20 protein-coding genes are annotated in these 24,082 nt (G+C 35.2%); 16 read left to right on the top strand and 4 right to left on the bottom strand.

Annotated elements, in window-relative coordinates; translation table 11 throughout:
• Positions 1 to 36 precede the first annotated feature (36 nt).
• Entirely contained in the window at positions 37 to 975 is a 939-nt protein-coding gene (locus IPK14_19960; GenBank protein MBK7995562.1) for an SDR family oxidoreductase, read from the bottom strand.
• Between the two features lie 119 nt (positions 976 to 1,094).
• Here IPK14_19960 and IPK14_19955 point away from each other — a divergent pair, with 119 nt between their 5' ends.
• Both IPK14_19955 and IPK14_19950 read left to right on the top strand, forming a co-directional pair.
• Positions 1,095 to 1,694 carry a hypothetical protein gene (locus IPK14_19955; GenBank protein MBK7995561.1) on the top strand — a complete coding sequence of 200 codons (600 nt, stop codon included), beginning with the start codon at positions 1,095 to 1,097 and terminating at the stop codon, positions 1,692 to 1,694.
• Positions 1,695 to 1,760: 66 nt separating this feature from the next.
• Entirely contained in the window at positions 1,761 to 2,084 is a 324-nt protein-coding gene (locus tag IPK14_19950; GenBank protein ID MBK7995560.1) for a hypothetical protein, read from the top strand.
• Between the two features lie 91 nt (positions 2,085 to 2,175).
• Here IPK14_19950 and fusA read toward each other — a convergent pair whose 3' ends face one another.
• Complete coding sequence (fusA, locus tag IPK14_19945) at positions 2,176 to 4,239, bottom strand: elongation factor G (protein ID MBK7995559.1); 2,064 nt, start codon at positions 4,237 to 4,239, stop codon at positions 2,176 to 2,178.
• Between the two features lie 306 nt (positions 4,240 to 4,545).
• Here fusA and rplU point away from each other — a divergent pair, with 306 nt between their 5' ends.
• From rplU to IPK14_19875, 14 genes are all read left to right on the top strand, one after another.
• The gene (gene rplU / locus IPK14_19940; protein MBK7995558.1) at positions 4,546 to 4,851 is read left to right on the top strand and encodes a 50S ribosomal protein L21; all 306 of its coding nucleotides are present in this window, start codon (positions 4,546 to 4,548) and stop codon (positions 4,849 to 4,851) included.
• A 46-nt stretch (positions 4,852 to 4,897) separates the two neighbouring features.
• Entirely contained in the window at positions 4,898 to 5,179 is a 282-nt protein-coding gene (rpmA, locus tag IPK14_19935) for a 50S ribosomal protein L27 (GenBank protein MBK7995557.1), read from the top strand.
• Positions 5,180 to 5,200: 21 nt separating this feature from the next.
• Entirely contained in the window at positions 5,201 to 6,217 is a 1,017-nt protein-coding gene (obgE, locus tag IPK14_19930; GenBank protein MBK7995556.1) for a GTPase ObgE, read from the top strand.
• A gap of 42 nt (positions 6,218 to 6,259) precedes the next feature.
• The gene (gene nadD / locus IPK14_19925) at positions 6,260 to 6,922 is read left to right on the top strand and encodes a nicotinate (nicotinamide) nucleotide adenylyltransferase (protein ID MBK7995555.1); all 663 of its coding nucleotides are present in this window, start codon (positions 6,260 to 6,262) and stop codon (positions 6,920 to 6,922) included.
• A complete protein-coding gene (rsfS, locus tag IPK14_19920; protein MBK7995554.1) occupies positions 6,919 to 7,308 on the top strand; it encodes a ribosome silencing factor in 390 nt (129 codons plus the stop codon). Before nadD ends, rsfS begins: the two co-directional genes overlap by 4 nt.
• A 7-nt stretch (positions 7,309 to 7,315) precedes the next feature.
• The gene (locus IPK14_19915; GenBank protein MBK7995553.1) at positions 7,316 to 7,780 is read left to right on the top strand and encodes a 23S rRNA (pseudouridine(1915)-N(3))-methyltransferase RlmH; all 465 of its coding nucleotides are present in this window, start codon (positions 7,316 to 7,318) and stop codon (positions 7,778 to 7,780) included.
• A gap of 113 nt (positions 7,781 to 7,893) precedes the next feature.
• Entirely contained in the window at positions 7,894 to 8,247 is a 354-nt protein-coding gene (locus tag IPK14_19910; GenBank protein MBK7995552.1) for a TraR/DksA family transcriptional regulator, read from the top strand.
• A gap of 42 nt (positions 8,248 to 8,289) precedes the next feature.
• Entirely contained in the window at positions 8,290 to 9,009 is a 720-nt protein-coding gene (locus IPK14_19905; GenBank protein ID MBK7995551.1) for a ComF family protein, read from the top strand.
• 441 nt (positions 9,010 to 9,450) lie between these two features.
• Positions 9,451 to 11,280 carry a thioredoxin domain-containing protein gene (locus IPK14_19900; GenBank protein MBK7995550.1) on the top strand — a complete coding sequence of 610 codons (1,830 nt, stop codon included), beginning with the start codon at positions 9,451 to 9,453 and terminating at the stop codon, positions 11,278 to 11,280.
• Between the two features lie 107 nt (positions 11,281 to 11,387).
• A complete protein-coding gene (locus tag IPK14_19895) occupies positions 11,388 to 11,633 on the top strand; it encodes a hypothetical protein (GenBank protein MBK7995549.1) in 246 nt (81 codons plus the stop codon).
• A gap of 74 nt (positions 11,634 to 11,707) precedes the next feature.
• Entirely contained in the window at positions 11,708 to 12,559 is an 852-nt protein-coding gene (locus IPK14_19890) for a DUF692 domain-containing protein (GenBank protein ID MBK7995548.1), read from the top strand.
• A gap of 4 nt (positions 12,560 to 12,563) precedes the next feature.
• Positions 12,564 to 13,412, top strand: coding sequence for a putative DNA-binding domain-containing protein (locus IPK14_19885; protein MBK7995547.1), 849 nt, complete (start codon positions 12,564 to 12,566; stop codon positions 13,410 to 13,412).
• Between the two features lie 201 nt (positions 13,413 to 13,613).
• Positions 13,614 to 15,581 (top strand): DnaJ domain-containing protein, encoded by a 1,968-nt coding sequence (locus IPK14_19880; GenBank protein ID MBK7995546.1) that lies wholly within the window; start codon positions 13,614 to 13,616, stop codon positions 15,579 to 15,581.
• Positions 15,582 to 15,604: 23 nt separating this feature from the next.
• Entirely contained in the window at positions 15,605 to 17,260 is a 1,656-nt protein-coding gene (locus tag IPK14_19875) for a glycosyltransferase family 39 protein (GenBank protein ID MBK7995545.1), read from the top strand.
• A gap of 44 nt (positions 17,261 to 17,304) precedes the next feature.
• On the opposite strand, the gene IPK14_19870 is transcribed toward IPK14_19875, so the two are convergent.
• Both IPK14_19870 and IPK14_19865 read right to left on the bottom strand, forming a co-directional pair.
• Positions 17,305 to 17,676 (bottom strand): RNA-binding protein, encoded by a 372-nt coding sequence (locus tag IPK14_19870; protein ID MBK7995544.1) that lies wholly within the window; start codon positions 17,674 to 17,676, stop codon positions 17,305 to 17,307.
• Between the two features lie 304 nt (positions 17,677 to 17,980).
• Positions 17,981 to 24,070, bottom strand: a complete 6,090-nt coding sequence (locus tag IPK14_19865) for an alpha-2-macroglobulin (GenBank protein MBK7995543.1) — start codon at positions 24,068 to 24,070, stop codon at positions 17,981 to 17,983.
• Positions 24,071 to 24,082: the final 12 nt, after the last annotated feature.

Here is a 24,082-nt window from a genome sequence, read left to right as displayed (position 1 = left end):
GAAAGCTTAAAGGTTTGCTATTTACTAGATAATAAGCTATTTATCTCTTGAAACTACTTTTCGGAAGTACTCAATAGTTTTCTCTAAACCCTGGTCAACTGGTATTGTAGGTTGCCAGTTTAATTTTTCTTTTGCCAAAGTAATATCAGGTCGTCGTCTTGTTGGATCATTTTCTGGAAGTGGCTTAAACACAACTTTTGACTGGCTATGAACCATTTTTATTATTTTTTGTGCTAGTTCTAAAACTGTATATTCTTCTGGATTACCTAAATTTACTGGCCCAATAAAATCTGGCTGCTCCATCATCTTTATCATTCCTGATACTAAATCATCTACATAACAAAAAGACCGTGTTTGTGAACCATCCCCATAAACCGTAATATCTTTGTTTCTTAAGGCTTGAACAATAAAATTTGATACCACTCGGCCATCATTTTCATGCATAAATGGGCCATATGTGTTAAAAATACGGATAATACGCACATCAACTTTATTTTGCCTGTAATAGTCCATCATTAAGGTTTCTGCTGTACGTTTTCCTTCATCATAACAACTACGTATCCCAATAGGATTAACATTACCCCAGTATTCTTCCTTTTGTGGGTGCTGTAATGGGTCGCCATAAACTTCTGAGGTTGATGCTTGTAAGATACGTGCTTTTACTCGCTTAGCTAGCCCTAGCATATTTAATGTACCTAAGATATTGGTTTTAATAGTTTTAACAGGATTATATTGGTAATGAACTGGTGAGGCAGGACAAGCTAAATTATAAATCTGGTCGACTTCTAGAAAAATTGGTTGAGTAATATCATGACGAATTAGTTCAAAGTTAGGATATGTAAGCAAATCCGCAATATTATTTTTTTGCCCAGTAAAAAAATTGTCTAAACAAATAACTTCATTTTCTGCTTCAATTAGACGATGACAAAGATGAGTTCCAATAAAACCAGCACCACCAGTAACTAATATTCTCACAAATTTTTTCCTTTTTACTAAAATTTTTCTTACTTATATTACCAGTTCAAACTAAAACAATGATATTTTACATATTAAAGAAAAAGATTAAACCAAATATCTCTTTTGAATAAAAAAATATGGAAAATAACCAACAGCAGCAAAAACAAAAAGCTAGTAAAAAAGCTATTGTAAAAGATGCTCAAACAAAAAATTCTCTAGTCAATACACCTATCTATGAATGCTTAATACCTCAAGACCTTTTTGAAAGTGGAATAGGTCATATTGTTGTAAGTCGAAAACTGCAAAATGAGAATATTCTTATAGCAATGTTTTTACTAGATATATTTTGTTTAGGAGTTAAAGATTCTTTTATTAAGGAAATTTCTTTAGCTGAATATAATAATATTGTTAATACCCTAGAAGAAGACCAAACATTTAATTCTGTATTACCTTCTTATGCTTGCAAACTAATAGAAAACTTAGTGGACTATGCTAAAAATTTAGGCTTTAAGCCTCATCCAGACTATAAAAAAACACAACAAATCTTTGAAGGTATAGATATAAATGAATGTAAAGAACTCTTCACTTTTGGTAAAGATGGCAAACCTTTTTATATAAATGGCCCATATGATGATGCTAATAAAATTAGAAAGATCTTAAACAAACTTACTCTTAAACTTGGTGCTAGTGGCTTTAATTTTACTTTTGTTCCATCAGATATGTTTGATGAAGATTAGAAAAATTACTGCTAGCGAAATAAAAATTAATATAGGAAAATAGACTATCAAAACTAAGGAAACCTTATGACAGAACAAGACCAATTATTATTAAAAGAATTGTTACAAAAAAAACTTCATAATACTTTAACTGCTGATGAAGAAGTAATCTTAAATGGCCTAGTAGCTAAAAAAACAGGTCGCACTCCTTCAGCACCAGAACCTTTATCTAATTTGTCAATGGGACTTTCAGCCTTAGATAATTTAATGAATAGCACAGATTCATTAAACAGCACTTTAGAAGAAATGTCAGGAAAAGTTAATAATAAAGTAGGACAGGCAGAAGCTAAACAAGCTATAGCAGAAGAAGATCAGAAAACAAAGCAGAAAAAAGGATGGTTTAGTTGGTAGTAATAATACAAGGAAGAGAGTTTCTTCCTTGTATTACTAAAAGAAAAATTAATCTTCTTCACTAACTCTGACATGGCCCTCAGCTTGAGCCTCAGCAATTACTTTTTTGCGCAATTAGTGCTGGCACTTCGTCATAGTGAGAAAATTCCATTGAATAGCTACCACGGGCAGCCGTAATAGAATTTAATGTAGGCTGATAGTTAAGCATTTCTGATAAAGGCACTTGAGCTTTAATTACTTGTTGAGAGCCGCGAGCATCCATACCTTGAATGCGTCCGCGTCTAGAATTAAGATCGCCCATTAAATCACCAGAAAATTCTTGTGGAGCAACAACTTCTATATTCATTACTGGTTCTAATAAAATAGGTTTGGCTTTTTCCATAGCATTACGGAAGGCTTTACGTCCTGCGATCTTAAATGAAAGTTCGTCAGAATCTACTGGATGGTAAGATCCATCAATTAACTCTACCTTAAAATCAACTACAACATAACCTGCTAAAGTTCCACTTTCTGAAGCTTCTATAATACCTTTTTCAATTGCAGGGCGAAAATTAGCTGGGACTGAGCCACCAAAGATTTTGTCTACAAATTCAAAACCTGCGCCACGAGGTTGTGGTTCAAAAATACATTTACAATCGCCAAATTGCCCACGTCCACCAGATTGTTTTTTATGTCGTCCTTGTACTTCAACACGGGCTTTAATGGTTTCTTTGTAAGGTACTTTTGGAGTATGTAATTCTACTTCTACACCATAACGACGTTTTAGTTTTTCAACTGCGGCTTCTACGTGTAATTGTCCTGAACCAGAGAGTAAAAATTGTTTTGTTTGAATATCTCGGGTATAGCGAAGAGCTTGGTCTTCTTCTAGCATTTTGCTTAGTGCAGTAGAAAGTTTGTCTTCATCTTGTCTTGATTTAGGCACAATAGCAAAGTTTATAGCAGGTTCTGGGAAACGTACAGGTTGATAAAGAATTGGGGTAGCTTTATCAGCAAATGTATCACCTGTTGCTGTTTCTTTTAATTTAGTAACAGCAATAATGTCTCCAGCATTTGCTTCTGTGATTTTCTCCATTTTGTTGCCTTGAATTACGTGGATTGGCCCAAGTCTTTCTGGCACACCTTTGCTTAAGTTATAGACTGTAGCATCGGCTTTAACTACTCCAGAGTAGATTTTACACAAAGTAATTTTGCCAAATTGATCTGCAACAGTACGGAAAACAAAAGCTGAGTAAGGCTCAGAACTATCAATTTTACGGCTAACTTCTTCTGCATCAGCTTCATTACTAGATTTCCCTGTAACTTCAACAAAATCTGCTGGAGAAGGTAAATAATTAATAATAGCATCCATTAAGCTTTGGCTACCCATATTGTTAATAGCAGAAGTTGCAAATACAGGAACTAAACGTCTTTCTAAAATAGCTACTCTAATACCAGGTAAAATATCTTCTTCTGGCAAAGTTCCTAGCTCAAAAAACTTTTCTAATAAAGCGTCATTACCTTCAGCTATCATTTCAATTAAAGCTTCCCTTGCCGAACTAGCTTCATCCTGCAAATCTGCTGGCACATCTACTTCCTTCATTTTACCGCTACCATCGGTTTCAAAGGTAAAGGCTTTCATCTTAACTAAATCTACTACACCACGAAAAGATTTTTCACTTCCTATAGGTAAATGTACAGCTATAGCAGCACGTCCAAAAACCTCATTTATTGAAGCTAAAGTATTTTTAAAATCAGCGCGTTCATACTCCATCTTATTGATTACAATAGCTTTAGGTAGGTTAAATTCTTCTGCATAAGACCAAGCTTTTTCTGTACTTACACCAATACCACTAACAGCATCAATAACAAAAAGTGCTGTATCACATACACGAAGCGCGCCACGTGCCTCATGAATAAAAGCACTAGCTCCAGGAGTATCTAAAAAGTTTATTTTATTGCCTTTCCACTCAGCATAAGCTGGAGTGGTTAAAATTGACATTTTTCGAGCAATTTCTACTTCATCAATATCTGTTGGAGCCGTACCATCAGCAACACGCCCCAAACGGTTAACTGCTCCAGAGCTAAAAAGCATTGCCGCAATCAATGAGGTTTTTCCTGCTTGCCCATGACCGACAACGCCGATATTACGAATTTCCTGTGTTGCGTAGACCTTCATTAAAACCCTCCACGTATGATTTAAATTATTTGATTAATATAGTATTGCAGGATATATTAGGAAATGCCCATAATGGCATACTTACTAGTGCTTTTCAAGCAAACTTTTACAAAAATTCTTTTAATTTTCTTAATAAAAATCACTCTTAAACAGAATTTTTCTTCAACACATAAAAGGTAAAAATCAATTTTTGGGGCTGCTAAGATTGACGAAGACTAGTAGCATCATTATAATTTGACACTTTACTAAAAAAGCATTCATTTAATTAACAAATAATGTAGTCAATTTTTGGGAGGTAATAAGGCTGTGGCTTACGCAGTTATTCTTTCTGGTGGCAAGCAATTCCGTGTAACTACTGGTGAAGTCGTTCGTATACCTACTTTAGACAAAGAAGTTGGTAGCGCGGTTGAACTAGAAGCTTTAACAATTTCTGATGGAACAACTATCCAAGTTGGTACACCTTTATTAGATCAAAAAATTAAAGCTACTGTAGTTGAACATGGACGTGGAAAAAAAGTCATTGTTTTTAAGTTCAAGCGTCGTAAACAATTTAAGCGCAAACAAGGTCATCGTCAAAACTTTACTGCAGTGCGTATTGATCAAATCGCTTAATCACTTAAAAGCTACAAACACAGTAATTCTATAAGGAGAAATTTCTATGGCACACAAAAAGGGTGTAGGTAGTTCTCGAAATGGTCGTGACTCACAAGCCCAACGTCTTGGAGTCAAACGCTTTGCGGGTCAACTAGTTTCTGGCGGCTCAATACTTGTTCGTCAACGTGGCACACAATATAAACCAGGCAAAAATGTTGGTATTGGCAAAGATGATACCCTTTATTCCAGAATAGATGGCGTTGTTAAATTTGAAGACAAAGGCCGTCTAGGAAAATATATCAGTGTTTATCCTGTACAAACAACAGCAACAGAAGCCGTAGCTTAAGGCTAGATTTAGGTCTAAATTGTGTTTATTGATCGAGCTAAAATCTGGATTAAGGGCGGCGATGGTGGTAATGGTTGTGTAGCTTTTCGGCGAGAAAAGTTTGTTCCTTATGGCGGCCCATCTGGGGGCAATGGTGGTCATGGTGGAAACGTTTACTTAGAAGCTACTAACCAACTAAATACTTTGCTACATTTTCGCTATAATCCAGAGTATCGCGCTCCTCGTGGCAAACATGGTCAAGGCAGTAACTGTACTGGACAAGATGGCGAAGATATTACAGTTAAAGTCCCCGTAGGAACTCTAGTAGCAGATGCTGATACAGGAGAAACTTTAGCTGATTTTGTTGCAAACGGTCAGCGACTTTTACTTGCAAAAGGAGGTCGTGGAGGTCGTGGTAACGCTTCTTTTGCTACCTCAATTAATCGCGCTCCAAGACAACATGAAAAAGGAAAAGCAGGAGAAATCCTCCATCTTGAACTAGAACTTAAGTTGCTAGCTGATGTAGGGATTATAGGGTTTCCTAATGTAGGTAAATCAACTTTAATTTCTCGAATTTCTGCTGCTAAACCTAAGATTGCTGATTACCCTTTTACTACTTTAATCCCTAACTTAGGTGTTGTTGATGCGGGTAATTATAGGTCTTTTGTTGTTGCTGATATCCCTGGTTTAGTAGCTGGAGCGCACGAGGGTGCTGGTCTTGGTTTACAGTTTCTTAGACATATTGAAAGAACTAAGCTTCTTTTGCATCTTATTGATATTTCAAATGCTAGTGGACGTGACCCATTAACAGATTACCAAGTAATTACTGAAGAACTAAAAAATTACCGCACTAATTTAATAGACAAACCAGTAATTATTATAGCAAACAAACTAGATGCTTTAGATGATGTTAGTAGGTTAGAAAAACTAGAAGTTTTTTGTCAGCAAAATAACTTAAAGTTTCATAAAATTTCTGCTGTTGCAGGCACAGGCACACAAGAATTAATTCATATAATTACTAAAGAGCTAGATCACTTAGCCGCTAATGAAATTGATTAAGCTCCAAATTTTTAATTTTGGTGGTCAGATTGTAGGCAAAAGATGCGTGTAGGTGTTTTAGGAGGCACATTTGATCCAATTCATTATGGGCATCTAAAAATAGCTGACCAGGTGCAAAAACTCTTTAATTGTGACCAAATTTTGCTGATGCCTGCTTATATACCACCACATAAGATAAAAAATAACATCAGTTCTGCCTATCATCGTTATGCAATGGCAGTTCTAGCAACAAATGAATTAGAAAAAATAGCTGTTTGTACTTTGGAATTAGAGTCTCCTACACAACCCTTTACTGTACAAACAATTGCACAGCTAAAAAAGCAATTTACAACAAAACTAGATTTGTTTTTTATCATGGGAACAGATCTATTTAGAGAACTAAATAGTTGGTGGCGATATCAAGAACTAATAGAAAGTTGTAATATCGTTGTTGTAACTCGGCCAGGTTACTTAGTAGATCTTTCTGAACGAAGTTTAGCTTTAAAAAAAGAGATCAAAGATTTAAGTAATATCTTTGAAGTAAATAGCTTAGAACTAAATTCTTCAACTATTTTTTTTACAAATTTAGTAGCAGAAAATATTTCCTCTACTACTATTCGCCTTTTAGTATCTAAGGGGCAGTCAATTACTGATTATGTACCAAAATCAGTAGCAAATTATATTGTTAAATATCAGCTATATCAGGATTTATCAGGATCAGCATGAAAGAAACATTAAATTCAGCAATTAGCCTTTCACAAGCTCAATTTTCAGATAGCCGAGTATCAGTAGCTATTCAATCTGCTATTGATAAAAAAGCCTCTAATATTGTGGTTTTAGACTTAAGGGAAATAGCTTCTTTTACAGATTATTTTGTTATTTGTACTGCTCGTGCATCACGTCAAGTTCAAGCGATTGCTGATGAAGTGGAAGAACAGCTAAAAAAGCAAAATTCTCGTACATCACACATTGAGGGTTATCAGTCGGCTGAATGGGTGTTGATGGATTATGGAGACTTTGTTGTTCATATTTTTGCTGAATCAGCAAGAGAATTTTATAATTTAGAGCGTTTGTGGCGAGATGCAGAACGTACAGAAATACAAACAGAGTAGTTTGTAAATGAAAATCTCATTAATATGGATTGACAAAACTAAAGATAAATATCTTTTAGAGCTTATTAATGATTATCTTCATAGACTATCTAGGTATGTTAAATACAACATTTTAGAACTCTCATCTGTACGCGGTTTAACTGATCGCAGTAGTGTGCTTATAGCGGAAACTAAACAAATACTCAATGCTCTTAACAAAGAAAGTTATAAAATTATTTTAGATGACAAAGGACAATCTTTTACATCTATAAACTTTGCCCGGTTTATAGAAAAGCATCAAACCTTGTCAACTAAAGAATTAGCATTTATTATAGGTGGACATTTTGGATTGTCAGATGAAGTTAAACAAAAAAGCGATTTAATAATGTCTTTATCCAGCTTAACTTTTACTCATGACATGGCTCGTTTAATACTAGTTGAGCAACTATATCGCGCTTATACAATTATAAATAATCATCCGTATCAAAAATAATTGTAAAGCTAGTATAATTTTCCTATTTTTAGTTGTTTAGGAGGTAAGTTTTCCTTAGTTAAAATAAACTAGTTATGGAAAACTGATAAAGTTTACTTATGGAACAAGAAAAGGTGAAATACTTTGAAGCCAAACTGCGTGAGCGTCGCGCTGCTTTAACAGGTGTTGTAGAAAGAACAGAAAGCTATGGGCGTGAGGCAGACACAGAATTAACCCAAGATCCAGCAGATAAAGCATCTAATGCTTATACTAAAGAATTACTCTTTAGTCAAAGTACTAATGATCGGTTTATACTTAAACTAATAGAAGAAGCATTAGAACGTATAGAAGATGAAGAATTTGGGGATTGTGTTAACTGTAGTAAGCCAATTCAACCCAAGCGTTTAGAAGCTGTACCCTGGGCGCGTCATTGTATTACTTGCCAAGACCTACAAGAGCGTGGCTTATTAGAAGAAGACGACGAGTAAGCTAAATTAAGTAGTTAGTTGGTAGTCGGCTAAGTTAAATATATGAAAGTATTAAAGGATGCACTACTAACTACACTATTCCCTACTGCTTGCCATGTTTGTGGTCAGTTAGTAGAATCAAATGATTATGGTGTAGCTTGTCAACAATGTTGGCAAGCTTATCAGGTCTTGCCAACAAATAATTTATGCCTTAAATGTGGTTATCCTTTTGAAATACCTTCCCAAAATTTTCCAATAAAAGACTGTTTACGTTGTCGAAATATTTTGTTTTCCTTGGCTCGCGCTTGTGGTGCATATGAAGGGGCAATGAGTGCAAGTATTTTAGCATTAAAAACTAGACCTTATCTTTGTGAAAAGTTAGTTGAGCTAATACAAAATACTGTACAAAAATCAGACTTTCTCCCTATAAACCTAGTTATTCCTATACCTTTACATCTAAATCGCTTAAAAGAACGTGGTTTTAATCAAGCTCTTTTAATTGCTGAATATGCTAGTAAGTTTATAACAGTAGATTTAGATAATGAATCTCTAGCTAGGGTTAAACCTACAATAAAACATCGTGTAGGTATGAACGTAGTAGATAGAGAAGATAGCTTAAAAGGTGCTTTTCAAGTAACAAGACCACGTTTAGTTAAAGGACAGATAGTTTTATTAGTTGATGATGTTTTTACTACAGGAACAACTATTTCTGTAGCAACAAAAGCTTTATTAGAAGCAGGTGCAAAAGAGGTTAAAGTATTTACTTTAGCTAGGGTGATCTAGCATAGCATACCAACTGATACCTTCATATATCCCTATAGTTTTTCTACTACTTTTTCTTCTAGCCACTTTTCTATATCTTAATACCCTTTTTCATTATTACTAATCTTTTTACTAGTGTAAATTTTTTACAGCTTTATTACTAGATTAATTGTTTTTTTTCCTACACCTATTCGCATTATTATATTTTTTGTCATAAAATTATTTTCTCTTTTGTTTTTTTTTGGGACGACTGCCTTTTCTGCCAACTTTGTTGACCTAGGCTAGCCTACTATAGTGTTTGGCTTTTTTGGCAAGTTTTGGGCAAAAGACCACTATCTTTTCAGTCAAGCTCTAAGCTTTTGGGCAACATCTTAGTCTCTTTTGCCTTCCCAAGTTTGTTGGAAAAATTTTATTTATTTACTGAAGTTACAGTGTAATAGCTAATTGCGCTAAGGAGAAAGTATGCGGCAATTGATTTTATCTTTAATATTAGTTTTTTCTTTTTTAGGAGTTTCTTGTAATCCTCAAAATAAAACAGAAAACAAACCTACTGAACACTCAGAACATAAAGCAGGTGGTATTAAATGGGAAAAATGGAGTGATGAGATTTTTGAGCGTGCTAAAAAGGAAAATAAATGTGTAATCTTAGATTTAGAAGCGGTTTGGTGTCATTGGTGTCATGTGATGGAGGAAATTACTTATAGTGAGCCTGAAGTTATAGAGCTTATTTCTAAAGGCTTTATTGCTGTTCGTGTAGATCAAGATTCACGTCCAGACCTTTCAAACCGCTATGAAGATTATGGTTGGCCCGCAACAATCTTTTTTGCTCCAGATGGAACGGAAATAGCAAAACGTAGTGGCTATATTCCACCTAAACCAATGGCTGCATTATTAGACGCAATTATTAAAGATCCTACTCCAGGCCCATCGGCTGATCCTGACAAGGTTTTAACTGCTAGTGAATCACCTTTTCTTGCTCCAGAAGTAACAAAAGAAGCTAAGGAAATTTTCTTAACTGGTTATGATAAAGAGCAAGGTGGCTGGGGCTTTTCTCATAAATATATGGATTGGGACAGTGTGGAATATTGTATGACTGCGGCTAGTAGGCAGGGAGATAAGGAAGCTGAACAAATGGCTAAACAAACCCTACAAGCTCAACTCCAACTAATGGATCCTGTATGGGGGGGAGTTTATCAATATTCGGCTGGAGGAACTTGGAAAGAACCTCATTTTGAAAAAATTATGTCTATGCAGGCAGAAAATATGCGTGTTTATGCTCTAGCCTACACTCTATGGGGTAATGAAGAATACTTAAAAACTGCAAAAGATATACATCGTTATCTTAAAGATTTTCTTACCAGCCCTGAAGGTGCTTTTTACACTAGCCAAGATGCAGATTTAGTTAAAGGTAAACATAGCGAAGATTACTTTAAGCTAGACGATGCAGCACGTCGTAGCAAAGGCATTCCAGCCGTAGACAAACATATTTATGCAAGAGAAAATGGTTGGGTAATTAACGCACTAGTTACACTCTATAGTGCTAGTGCAGATGATAAATATTTGCAAGATGCTATAAAAGCTACTCAATGGGTTATGGCTAACCGTAATTTGCCAGGTGGCGGATTCAGACACGATGAAAAAGATTCGGCTGGCCCTTATTTAGGCGACAATATAGCAATGGCTAATGCTTTTCTAAAGCTTTATATGGCAACTAGTGACCGTAAATGGCTAGAACGTTCTGAAGAAACAACTAAATTTATTGTTGAAAATTTTGTTAGTAAAGATAACTCTATACCTGGGTTTGCTAGTTCTCATATTATTCCAGGTGGTTTTCAACCCAAACCACAACGAGATGAAAATATTTTAATGGTACGTTTTGCTAATTTGCTCCATCATTACACGGGGAAAGAAGAGCATAAAAAATTAGCTGAACGTGGAATGCAATTTCTTGCAATTAAAGATGTTGCAACCAAACGCCCGCCCGGTGGAGTCTTACTAGCTAGTTTAGAAATGTCGCTTGACCCAGCACATGTAACAATTGTTGGCTCAAAAGACGACCCAAATGCACAAGCTTTATACAAAGCTGCGCTAAATTATCCTTCAAGCTATAAACGTGTTGAATGGTTAGACAAAAAAGAAGGCAATCTACCTAATCCAGATGTAGAATATCCTAGTTTAGATAAAGCAGCAGCCTTTGCTTGTGCTAATCAGCGTTGCTCACTTCCAGCTTTTACACCTCAAGAGGTTCGTGAGCGTGTAGAGAAGCTAAATGGAGCTAAAAAAAGTAGCTAATAATTGTTACTTGGTGCTAAAATGCGTGTCATTTAGCAAATAAAATTTAACTTTAATTAACTCTTATTTATTTTATTTTATTTTATTGGTTTTAAGGAGATCTTTTTATGAATCGTCGAGACTTTGCTAAACTTTTGCTAGGTGCTGCTGTTGCAGGTATTATTGCTGGAACAGATGCTGAGGCTAAAGGCCGTCGCCGTCGCAAAAAGAAAAAATCTACAAGAAATGCAAGTTCTGATTCTCCTGCCATAGAAAAGAATAATTGCAAAGGTAAAGCTAGTTGCAAAGGAACTACTAGTTGTGGAAACCCTACAGAAAAAAGTAGCAACAAAACTAGCGATAAAGATCAATAAATAATTTATTTTTCTAAGCTACTAAATTCTAGTAGTTTTTCTTAATCACCTATTATTTTACGGAATTTAATTTTATGTCAAAAAATCGCTGGAATTTACCTGATTTAGGATTTGGTATTGGGCTTCGTACTGTACATTATAGCCATATTTTAGACAACAACCCTGCTATAGATTGGTTTGAAATTATTTCAGAAAATTACATGGAAACTAAAGGTAAACCCATGTATATCTTGGATAAAATTGCTGAAAAATACCCAATAGTTATGCATGGTGTTTCAATGTCAATTGGTAGCACTGACCCTTTAGATATTGACTACTTAAAGAAATTAAAACAGCTTGCTGAGCGTGTTCACGCTGTTTGGGTTTCTGACCATTTATGTTGGACAGGTGTTGCAGGAACTAATATTCATGACTTGCTACCTATGGTTTACAACCAAGAATCCTTAAAATATACAATTGATAGAGTCCGCAAAGTTAGCGAAGTCCTAGAACGTCCTTTAATGCTAGAAAATCCTTCTGCTTACATTGAGTTTACTAACTCTGATATCACCGAATGGGACTTTCTTTCAACACTTGCTAAAGAAGCTGATTGTGGAGTGCTGCTAGATGTAAATAATATTTACGTTAGTTCCTTTAATCATAGCTTTGACCCAATGGAATATGTTGATGCAATTCCTGCTGATAGAATAGTGCAATATCATCTAGCAGGTCATACTAATAAAGGTACACATATTATTGATACACATAGCGATTATGTAATTGATCCTGTTTGGAAGCTTTATGAGAGATCTTGTCAACATACTGGCGGACGTGCAACTTTAATGGAATGGGATGATGAGATTCCAGAATTTGAAGTTGTTCATAATGAAGTATTAAAAGCAAAAGCATATCGCCATCAACCAGAAATGTTAACTGTAGGAGCTTAACTTAATGGAAATAGATTTAGGTCGTTTTCAACGTTGGATGTCTTCCGCCATAATGTATCAACCTAATGCTACAGCTAAACAAGCAATGAAGGCTAAGGACGTAGCAGAAGAAATTCCTTTTGATGAAGCATTAAAATTTATTAAACCTTCTAAAACTCTTAATCAATATGAACGCCTAGCCCTTTATCGGTCAATGTATATACTTAGGCTAGTAGATGTCTTAAAAATAGACTACCCTGCTTTAGCTGAGTTTTTAGGAGAAGATGATTACCCAGAATTTGTAGATAAATATTTACAAGTTCACCCATCGCGCAGCTATAACCTATCTTTTCTAAGCTACAATATCCCAAATTTTATTAAAACTGCTCCAAAGATAAAAGATCGAGGCTTTCTTTATGATTTAGCATCACTGGAACTAGCTCTAAGTTATGTTTTTGATGCAGAAGAGACTCCTGTTTTAACCAAAGAGGATATTGCCGCTATTGCTCCAGAAATTTGGGAGACAGCTAAAATAATTCCTATAACAGCATTTCGGCTTTTGGCACTTAAACACAATGCCAATCAGTATTTACAAGCTGTACAAGATGAAGATAAAAAATTGCCTAAAGCGAAAAAAATAGACTCTTGGGTTGCTGTCTATCGTCGTGACTATAAACTTTGGAGACTTCCACTTAATCGAGATGCTTATAAACTATTAAGTGACATTGTAGCTGGCAAACCTTTAGGAGAAGCAATAGTAAGTGCAATTGAAAACTCCCATGAAAAAGACGTTGCTGCACTGCAAAATCAAGTCTTTAAGTGGTTTCAAGATTGGGTGTCAGAAGGCTTTTTCCAAAAAATAGTTGTAGAATAGTTAAAACTTAAGTAAAAGTGTTGGAGCTTTTTATAGTTTCAACACTTTTTCTTTTTAACCCAACTTTGTTTACTTAATAAAATATTATTATTTATAAAATTAAGCTATTTTTAACCTAACACACTTTAATTGCAGACTATTAACTTAATGTTATAATACTTTTCTTTAGCTCACCTAATAGTTTTTCTTAAGGAAAAGAAAATGTCTCAAGTGCTTAATCAAGCCAATGACAATAACATTAATGTATTAATTTTTACTGCTGATGAAACAGTAGCTGATGAATGTAAAAATAGACTAGAAAAAGAAAACTTTACTTTAGATTTAGTAGAAAACTTTTCTACTGCCCAACAGTTAATTGCTACCAACAATTACAAAATTGTAATAGTAGATTTTCTACTACCTAATACTACTTCTATAGAAGTAGTGCGTGAGCTAAAAGCTACGGCTAGCAATATAATAATAATTGTTATTGCTGAAGAAATAGACGAAAATTTGCTATTAAAAGTAATGCAGGCAGGAGCTAATTATTGCTTACCAAAAATAGAAGGCTACACAGAACAACTACCTTATTTAATAAAAGTTAGCCTAGAACAACAACAAGCTTTTGAAAAAGCAAAAAGTCAAAAATCTACCACTAATTCAACCCTTGAATATAAAGGTCTATTAAGTAGTACTACAATTCCAAGACTGCTTAGAGCATTTTACCAGCAACAATTAACAGGTGCGTTACATATTACTAGAACAGAACTAGTTACTAGTTTTTATTTTATAGATGGTTCAATTGTATATATTAGAAGTAAAGAATCAGACAAATTGTTAGGTGAAAAATTAGTAAAAGAAGGAAAAATTTCACCATTAGACTTAGAAGCTATAAACAATTTAATGAATAAATCTAAAAGTAGATTTGCTGCTACTATAACTTCTTTAGGCTTACTAAAACCAGAAGACTTTAAACCATTATTGGTACAACATATCTTAAAGCAACTTTATTCAACTTTTGAATGGGCAGAAGGCGACTTTGTTTTTGAGCCAGGAGCTAAACTAGAAAATGAAGTAATGCTTTCCCTTTCTACAGCAGATGTAATTTTTGCTGGGATTCGACACTTAAAAAACCGCAAATTAATAGAACAATGGTTAGGTGATTTTGAGCAAATATTAATTCCTACCTCTAATTTAGCCGCACTTTTTCAAGCTCTAACCCTAAATCAAAATGAAATAAAAGTGATTGAAAAAATTGATCGTCCAATGTCTATAGAGCAAATTTGCGAACTTAGCCAGCTAGATGAAGAAATTGTACTGCGTACTTTATCAGGTCTAATTGAAACAGGAATGTTAGTTCCATTTTCTGCCAAAGCAGAAAAACTACTTGTAGAAATCCCAAAATTTGCAGAATTATTTGATTTTATACCGCTTCAAGGTGATTTTGATGCTCGATCAGCAGCAGAATTTTGCTATGAAATAGAAATGTTGCTACAAAAATTTAGATTTTGTGATCATTATGCTGTATTAGATGTAGGGCGTAAAGGTAGCAAATCCCAAATTACAGAAGCATTTCGTGAACTAGCTAAAAAGTTTCATCCCGATAGACATGACCAATTAGCCAGCTACCACTTAAATTTAAGGTCAGACTTAAAAACAATTTTTGAGCGTTTAGCCGAAGCCTATTACACTTTAAGCGATGATAGCCGACGCTCTGCCTATGATATTACTCTAAAACCAATTTCTACTATTGCAAAAGGCACAGGTAATTTTATTGAAGGAAAAGTAACACCTGTTGTAGAACAAGCTCTACCCACCACACAGCCCTTGCCGCCAGTAGTTTATGGTCTACTTGGTAGTGAAGAATATGAAGTAGCTTTAGAATTTTATAAAAAACGCCATTTTGATAAAGCCCGAAAAATGCTTTTAGAAGCTGTTGATGCTGACCCAGATAATGCAGAATATCAAATTGCGCTAGCTCGCAGTATGCTAAAACTTCCTGCTTATATTCGACAAGCTGAAACAGCCTATTTAAGAGCTATTGAGCTATCACCAAGAAATGCTGAATATTGTGCTGAGTTAGGATTGTTTTATCAAAAGTTTTCCCATACCTCACAAGCTCGTGCATTGTTTCGTCGTGCTTTAGAACTTGACCCTAGCAACCCTATTGCTTTAAGAGTAAATATGTAGAAAATTACAGTTTTTCCAAAATCATGATTGAATTATTAAGAAAATTTAATAAAAATTGGCAAACCTTCCTGCTAATTTCAATTTTTTGCCTACCCTTCTTTATCAACCTTGGCGGTAACTCTCTTTGGGATGGAAACGAAGGTTTTTATGCTGAACCTGCTAGAGAAGTTGTAGAAAGTGGTAATTACTTAATCCCTACCTATAATTATCAACCACGTTTTAAGAAACCTCCTCTTGCAACTTGGATTATTGCTTTTTCTTATCAGACGTTAGGAGTGTCAGAATTTGCTGAGCGTTTGCCTATAGCAATTGCTGCAATTTTAACGATTTGGATAACTTATTTTTTAGGTAAACTCATAGCAGATAAAGAGTTAGGCATTATTTCAGCATTAGTTTTAGCTACTATGCTGAAGTTTATGATCTACTGCCGTCAATATGCTGGGGATATTTTTCTCACCCTTTTTATTAGCTTAACAATGCTTTATTTTGCTCGCGCTATGATTGAAACAGAAAGGAAAAAGCAAAACTTATATAAATTTCTTGCTTACCTAGCTATGGGATTAGGTATGCTTGATAAAGGTATTGTTGCTATTGTTGTACCAATGACTATGGTAGGGCTATTTATTTTACTTCTAAGACGTTGGGAGTTAATAAAGTTACTATTTAGCCCTACGGGTTATGTAATTACGGGTGTTGTTGGTGCGTCTTGGTATACATTGATGTATTGGAAATATGGTTGGGATTTCATTCAGGTTAATATCATTAATGAGACTGTAAAAAGATATGTAACTGATGAACTGGGCGGACGAGCAATTTACTACTATGTAGGGGTTTATTTTTCTGAAACCTTGCCTTGGTCAATTTTTATTATTCCAGCAATTATTTACTGGCTAAAATGCTGGAAAGAAGAAAAACTTAATATTAGCCAAGAAAAGCTTAAATCTTTTTTGCCTTTTTTAACAATTATTTGGTTTATTTTTATTTTTATTTTCTTTAGCTTATCTATTGGTAAGCGTGCTGTTTATTTAGTTGCTCTTTATCCAGCAGCAGCAATAATTATTGCTTATTATTTTAGATTTAACTTATTTAATCATAATAAGTTACTTACTAATTTACAAATAGTTTTATCCTCACTTTTAGCTATAGTTTGTTTAGCAAGTAGTGTAATAATTTTTCTAGCCTACCAAAAACTTGAAATAAGAACAAATTTAATTTATTTAGCTATTACTGCTTTAGTTTTACTTTCTCTAGGCTTAATAGTTAGCCTTAAAAAACTAGAATTACAGCTACCTGTAATTTTAGTTTCTAGCTGGTTATTAATATTAAGTATTACATTGATAATGCCTAAGATAGAGTTTTATCGGCCAATTCCACAGTTTGCCCAAATTATAAAGTCCCAAGCTAGCCCAACAGATAAAGTAGGAACATTTTCTGTTGATACACCTAGTTTGATGTTTTATACACAACGAGCAATTTTTCAAAATTGGAAACTAGAAGATATGCTAAAAGAATTAGCCGATGATAAAACAACCTATTTTGTTACTAGAGAAGACTTTTTAGCTACACTAAAGCAAAATACCAGTGCCAACTTAGAGGTTTTAGATAGCAGACCTCTCTTACAACTTCGTTGGGAACATCTTTTTGGCAAAAAAACAAACCTACTATGCACTTGGTTTTAGTGCGTAAAAAATCCTAGAAATAACTGCTTTTATATAAGCTTGTTTTAACCTGCTTGGCTACGAGATAGACGGCGTTCGGGTATTAGCTTTTCTTCTTGATTATAAAAAGTAGCTCTTTGTGCATTAGAAATCTTTTGTTTTTCTTCGCGGGCGCGTCGGCTAAGTTCTCTATTGTCATGAGCTAAATAAACTAATAATGTGCGACCTGAAAGAGTATGTCCATTAAAGCGGCTTATAGCTACTTCTGCTTGATTAGCATTAGCCATCTCAACAAAGCCAAATCCCCGTGATTTACCTGTTACACGGTCTAAGACTATTCTGCTTGCTAGCACTGTGCCAGCCTCAGAAAACAAATTAGAAAGATCTTCCCCACAAACATTATAAGCAATGTTTCCAATATATAGTTTTGCTGTCATGTATTTTCTCCTTATCCAAACTAGTTTTTTGCCTAGGGGCAATTATTTTTGGGGCAAGTTTTTTTAGTTAACTTAGCTTTAGTTAATTTAGCTAATAATGAAAAATTTTGTTGATTAATAGTTTTAGATTTTGAGGTGTGTCTAGGAATTTATCCTAATAGGGGTTTAATGTAAATTAGGTCTTTAATGTATTTTGGTAGGGTTTTTAAGTAATCTGTTAGCTTAATATTATTTTTTAAGCTAGTTAGTAATGCCTAAGACTGGCTAATAAAGTTAGTTCTTATGCACTACTAACTAGTGAAATTTATTTTTTCTCATCCGTAACGCTAATGCGAATTTCTTTGCTATTACAACGAATTTCAGGAACATACATAGCATGTCCTAAAACTGGTAAAGCATGAAATTCACCTGGCACTTCTGCACGAAATTCATAACGAATTTCCCAAACGCCTTCAGGCAATTTATCAATAAAAAGTGCTACTTTGCGGTCACGAAGTTCTTGATAAACCCAGCGACTACGCCCAGTGTAATCTTGAGCAGATAGATCATCTGTTTGATTAGGAAGCGTTTTAGCAATTTCTTTTTCTACAAGTGCTTTAGCTTCACCACGTAAAGCGGCTTTGCGCGGTGAAGTTTCTGGAGCTTGACCCGGATCGGTTGAAATTTCTTTCTTATCTGCAAAACGTCTTTCAATTGTACTGCTCTTAAGTTCTCTTGTATAAAGGGCTTCTCCGCTACGAATTTGTACAGCTTCAATTCCAGCAGGCTTTAAGTCTTCAAACAAAAGATATTCATAATTGTTTTTAGCTTCAATTGTTAGTACAACTTGGATTCTATCGCCACTATTAATTTTATCTTTGTCCTTCATTAACTCTTTTTCATAAATAAACCCTTTAAGTAAGGTAGGTTTACTTACAATTTTATAGTAATCCCGGCGGACAAAAATTTCATTTCCTGCTGAAGCAATTGGGTTTTCTAGGCTAAAGAAAGTAGCTTGAGCAGCAAAATATAGCGTCCCACTACCACCTTTACGACGGATGCGAATTTCATTTGCTCCATCAGCAATTAGCTTTTGCTCAATTGGAAATTGGCTAGGTGCTGCTATTGCGTCTTCACCAGAAAGTTTTTTAGTAACTACTAACTTACCATTAACTAATAACTCATACTCTAGGTTAGGTTTTAGCTCACCTGTAGTTTTTAGATAATCATTTAAGGCAAGTATCGTAATAGCAGTGTCTCTAGTGTTACTCCATTGCGCACCACGTCGGTTTTTTACTAACCAATTTGTCACAGGTTCAATTAGCTTATTTTGTGGATCTATTGTAAGTAAAGCTCTTAGAGCAAATGAAGTTGCTTCAATTCCACCATCTGACCATCGATAATAAAGCCCATCCTCGCCCCAATGAGCAGTGCCGATTACAGAATCATTTGATTTTTCTGCACCTTTTTCAATTACTGCTACATCAGGTGTATTATCTATTTTTACGCCATTTTCAAGATTACGAATTAGCACCATTGCCTTTTCTTTATCTCCAAAATAATGTGCGCTTAAAGCAAGCAATGAGCGAGTATAAGCATTTAATTTATCTCGATTTTGCCAAATGTTGTTAAATGCTTTGGTTTGAAATTCTGTAGCTTTAGCTTTTATTGAAGCTTGAAATACGGCTAAAGCGTGTAGCATCCAAGCCTGTTGATCATAGTTAAGTTCTTCTTCTACAAGCTCTTTATCTAAATAGTTAGCAGCACGACGAGCAACATCTAAGCGAGCATCTATATCAGCTTGATTGGCTAGAGTCAGTCCCCATAAAACATAAGCTGTCATAAAATGGTCGCTCTCGCCTTCTTTCCACCAACCCCAACCGCCATCAGAATGCTGGAAGTCATACAGACGATTTAGCCCTTGGTAAACAATTTCATTTAGCTTAGTTAAATCTTTTTTGCCTTTTGGTTGAGTTTTATCAACAAATTGTTGTTCAATTCCGCCAAATAAACGTCCCATTACAACTTCTGGCTGTAAACCTAGCTCACGCAAGGTTTTAGCCATAATTGCAGCAGGTAAAAACCGGCTCATTGTTTGTTCAGTACAACCATAAGGATAATCTAGCAAATATGGCAAAGCATCTAGCATTGTAACTGCCATACTTGGAGCAACTTGGACAACTAAAGAAGTAGTTTCTATTTTGCGTTCTTTAGGAATAGTTAAGTTTACTGCTACTTCGCTACCTCGCATTTTTCCTGATTTAGTAACAAACTTTTCAATGCCATGTTCATAGACAAGATAGCTATTTTCCATAGCATCAGAGTAAGTTTTATTAAACGCGCTAACTTTTATTTTTGCGTCGCCTGCTTTAGATGTTGAGACAATCCAATCAACCCGTGCATCACCATTTGCAGGAATTTCTAAGTTTGAGGCTTCGCCCTTTGCAGGTTTGCCATCTTTTAGAAATCCTGTTACGGTTACGCCTGTAGCGTCAATTTTTGGTGTTACAACTATAGTTTTATCAGTGTTATTGTTGACTACTGCGGACACAGTAGTTAAATCACCAACAACAAAAAATCTTGGAGCTTGAAGACGAACAATTAGCGGTTGTTTGGTTCTAGTCATTGCATCAGCAATACCAAATTGGTCTTTGGTTGTTACAACACGAGCAACAGCTTTCCAGCTAGTTAAATTGTCAGGATATTTGATTTTTACTGTAGCTTTTCCTTGATTATCAGTCACAACATCAGGTTGCCAAAAAACAGTTGACCGGAAATCGCTACGAACTTGAACAGCAGGTTCGCCCCCTTGTCCTTTCTCACCAACTTGTTTTCTATCGTCTAGGTCGGCACCGTCTCTTCTGCGTTCATTAGCATCATCTTTAGACTCTTTTTTAGCTAGTTGAGCATTATTAGCCCGTCCCAAGGATTTAGCAGGAGCATTTGCAGCAGGTGCAGCAGGTCTTGCACCTGATTGTAAGCTCATTACTGATTCAGCAGCAACGGATTGAGGTGCAGCAGCAAAATCACTTTCTTCATCTCTAAAAGCACCTTCTCCACCAGATTTTCCTTGAAATTCTTGCAAGCGTTCTTGTTCAACTAATGGTTGAGATCTTTGGCCTGTTGTAACTAGACGAACATAGCGTTTTTGTTGGAAAGTGTTAAAAGATTGGACATTAAGAGATCGTTTACTTCCAAAATAAAATTGACGAGGATCTCCAGCATAATCACTTTGGATGTAATAAACAGACTCGTCCACTAGTCCCAAGGCTATTTCAGCCGAAACAGGATTATTATTTTCATCTCGTGCATCAATAGTTAAAGTTCCTTCTTCTCGTGGCTGATATTGGTCACGGTCTGACTTAACGCTAACATTTAAGAAATTTTGCGTAGGTGGAACAATGACTTGCTTACTATCTGAGTAAACTTGTTTATCCCAAACCATTAAAGCATTTAGGAAAACATTTGGAACATGTTTTTGTTGAACATCAAATTCTACTAGTTGGACAGTACCGCTTAAACGTAAAAGTTTATAGCTGTAAAGGTCGCTAGCTTCAAGACTAAATAAAACATAGCGGTCTGGGCTTGGGACTGTCACCATTACAGAAGCTTTTTGACCTACGCGCAAAGTATCTTTATCAACAATAATTTGGACACCATCATAGCGATAACCTAACTCTGTTGTGTCGTTGTTTATTGCCCAAAAAGTTGTTTGTGTAGTGATTGGAGGACGGCCTTTATCCTTGCTAGCCCATTCTAAACGGTAGTAGCCAACTTTAACAGGTTTAGCATTAAATTCAGCTTCTCCTTGGTCATTAGTTGTTAATTTGTCTGTTAAAATTTCTTCATGCTCATAACCTCGGAATTTTAGCCGCCAAGGTTTTTTATTTGGCTCATTTGGCGGAGGAAACTGTTTAAGCTGCCTACGTATTTTGTCTAGTTCCTCGCCTTTAATCTCTTTATCATTTGGATCAAGCCAAATTTCATACCAATAATCTCTAACTAGCTTGATATTTCCCTCAACTGCTGTTGGTTGATCATTAGCATCAATGGTTTTAACTTTGATTTTAATATTATCTTGTGGGCGACAAAGATAATGATCAGGTTGTAAATAAACATAGTAGCGTTGGCGTGTTACTCTAATTCGTTCTGATGCAATAATTTCCCGTCGTGAGCTATCAGTAACTCTAGCTTCAACTCGATATTCAAAATCTTGTCCTCCATAAGTTGGAGTTTCAAAAATAAGTTTTGCTCGTCCTTCTGCATCAGTCTTAAGTGTTTCTTGTTTAATGACTTGTCCGTTTCCATAATAATTATTATAGCCTCGATCAAAATCTTCATAGTACCAAGCAAAATCTCTTCTTGGTCGGTAATAGTGATAAAAAGGATTTTGATAAACTACCACTTGGACGTTAGCATTGGCTACGGCCCCGCCAAAGTAGTAATCCGCTTGGATATTAACTTCTACTTTTTCACCTATGCGGAAAACTTGTCTTTTTCCATTTTCTTCAGGTGTTTTTACAGAAACCTTAAATTCTGGTAGCTTATATTCTTCAATACGAAATAGTACAGCATCGCCAATGCCGTTTCGTTTTCCTTCATCCCAAAATCTAATGCGATATTCTCCAAGTGGCATAGCTTCAGTAAGTTGTAGGTTGTCCCAAGCCGTGCCAAAAGCATTTAATTTTGTTTTGCCTTCTTTGACTTTTGTTCCTCGTGGATCTGTAACCTCAAACTCTACGGTTTCATTAGCTGGAGTGCTATAAACTGACCCATCATAGCGGCGGACAATAAATTTCCATTTAGCTTCTTCTTTTGGTCGATACGCCGGACGATCTGTAAAAGCATAAACTTTCCAGCTTTGACCACTACTGCCATAACGATAATTATAACCAAGGCTAAATGCTTGATAATTATCGCTATTAGCAGCAATAAAAATATCTTGATTAGAACTATTATCAGGCAGATTAAAAACTGCTAGGCCATCTGAATTAGTTTGTAAATTTAGCGATTGCCAAACATATTGATTACCTGTGTAATAGCGTTGCCAAAGCTTTACATTTGCACTTGCAACCGGACTACCATCTATTGCTTTACTAAAATAGGCTAAGACTTGTTTTCCAGCAGTTTTAACTAGTAAAACTGTGTCAGTAACTAAAATTAATTCCCTGCTTGTGCTATCACCGCTTTTAGCTTCAATAACATAGGCTGCAACGGGTAATTTTTCACCTAAAACAATGTTTTCCCCAACAGGCTTATAATCACCTTTATTTTCAACTGTTTTTGTCCATGCTTTTACTTGTTGTGTAGTTTCAAGCTTGATTTGTTGTAACCAACCACTGCTAGAAACATTGTTGTCAGTAAAATTTAAGTGTTGAGTTAAATCTACTTTATATAAAGCAAAGTTGATGTCTTTTACATTGCGGTAGTTAAGATAAAACTGTATTTCTGAATCAGGTAAAAAGAAATTAGAAACGCTAATTTGAACATAGGATTTAGTAATTTCTACTATTTTTTGTTGTGCCTGGTCATAGTAGCGACTTTCACCTTTTTTGTATTCGCTTACTATTTGCTGATAAAGTTTTAATGCGCCAGGAAAATCTTGTTGCTGAATTACTCGACCATCATCAGCAAAGCTAATACGTCCATAGCTTTGCAGCCATTCGCCATAATAAAATAGCGCGTCATCATACCAATCGGCAGTTTTACCAAACTTGATTGCTGCTTCAAATTCTTCTGGTGCTTTTTGGCGAACTTCATTACTTCCACCACTATAACGAATTGCCATTGCAATCAAATAATGTGCATGAGCTTTATCATTATCAGACTGAGCAATTTTCAAAGCATTTTCTAAAACTTGTATAGGAAAAATATTTCCGTAGTAACCATAATAGTAATAGGTTTCGGCCCAGGTAGGTTTAGCAGAGGAAAAAACAATTTTTAAGTATCTACGACGGGCTAGATCTAGGTTTTGAGAGCCGGCCCACCAATCTAGCGCGGCTAGGTAGTAATTGCTAGCTTGTCCCCAACTTCGGCTATTATTTCTTTGCCAATAAAAATCAGCTAGTGATTCTTGGACTTCGGCCCAAACTAAATCCCTATCTTGCTCACGGTTAATATCTCTAACTAAAATTTCTAATTGTTGACGGGCTTGTTCATATTTTGTGTTATCTGATGTGTTTGTAGCAGCTTGACTACGCCAAAGAGTATCAGCTAAACGAAAGTTTACCCAGCGTTTTTCTGTATCGGACAAAGGCCAATCAGCTAGCTTTTGATAAAGCTGATTAGCCATACTATAAGAGCCTTCAGAGTAGAGCTTTTCAGCTTCAGATTTAATTTTTTCATAATCATTAATTTGTGAGTAAACAACCATAGTAAAAGCAAAAAATAAAGATATGAGGAAAAGTATTTTCATAAGCTTTTGCAA

Source organism: Blastocatellia bacterium (assembly GCA_016713405.1).
GTDB lineage: Bacteria > Acidobacteriota > Blastocatellia > Chloracidobacteriales > JADJPF01 > JADJPF01.
The sequence above is the reverse complement of the archived record's forward strand: the minus strand, read 5'-3'. Positions and strand labels throughout refer to the sequence as shown.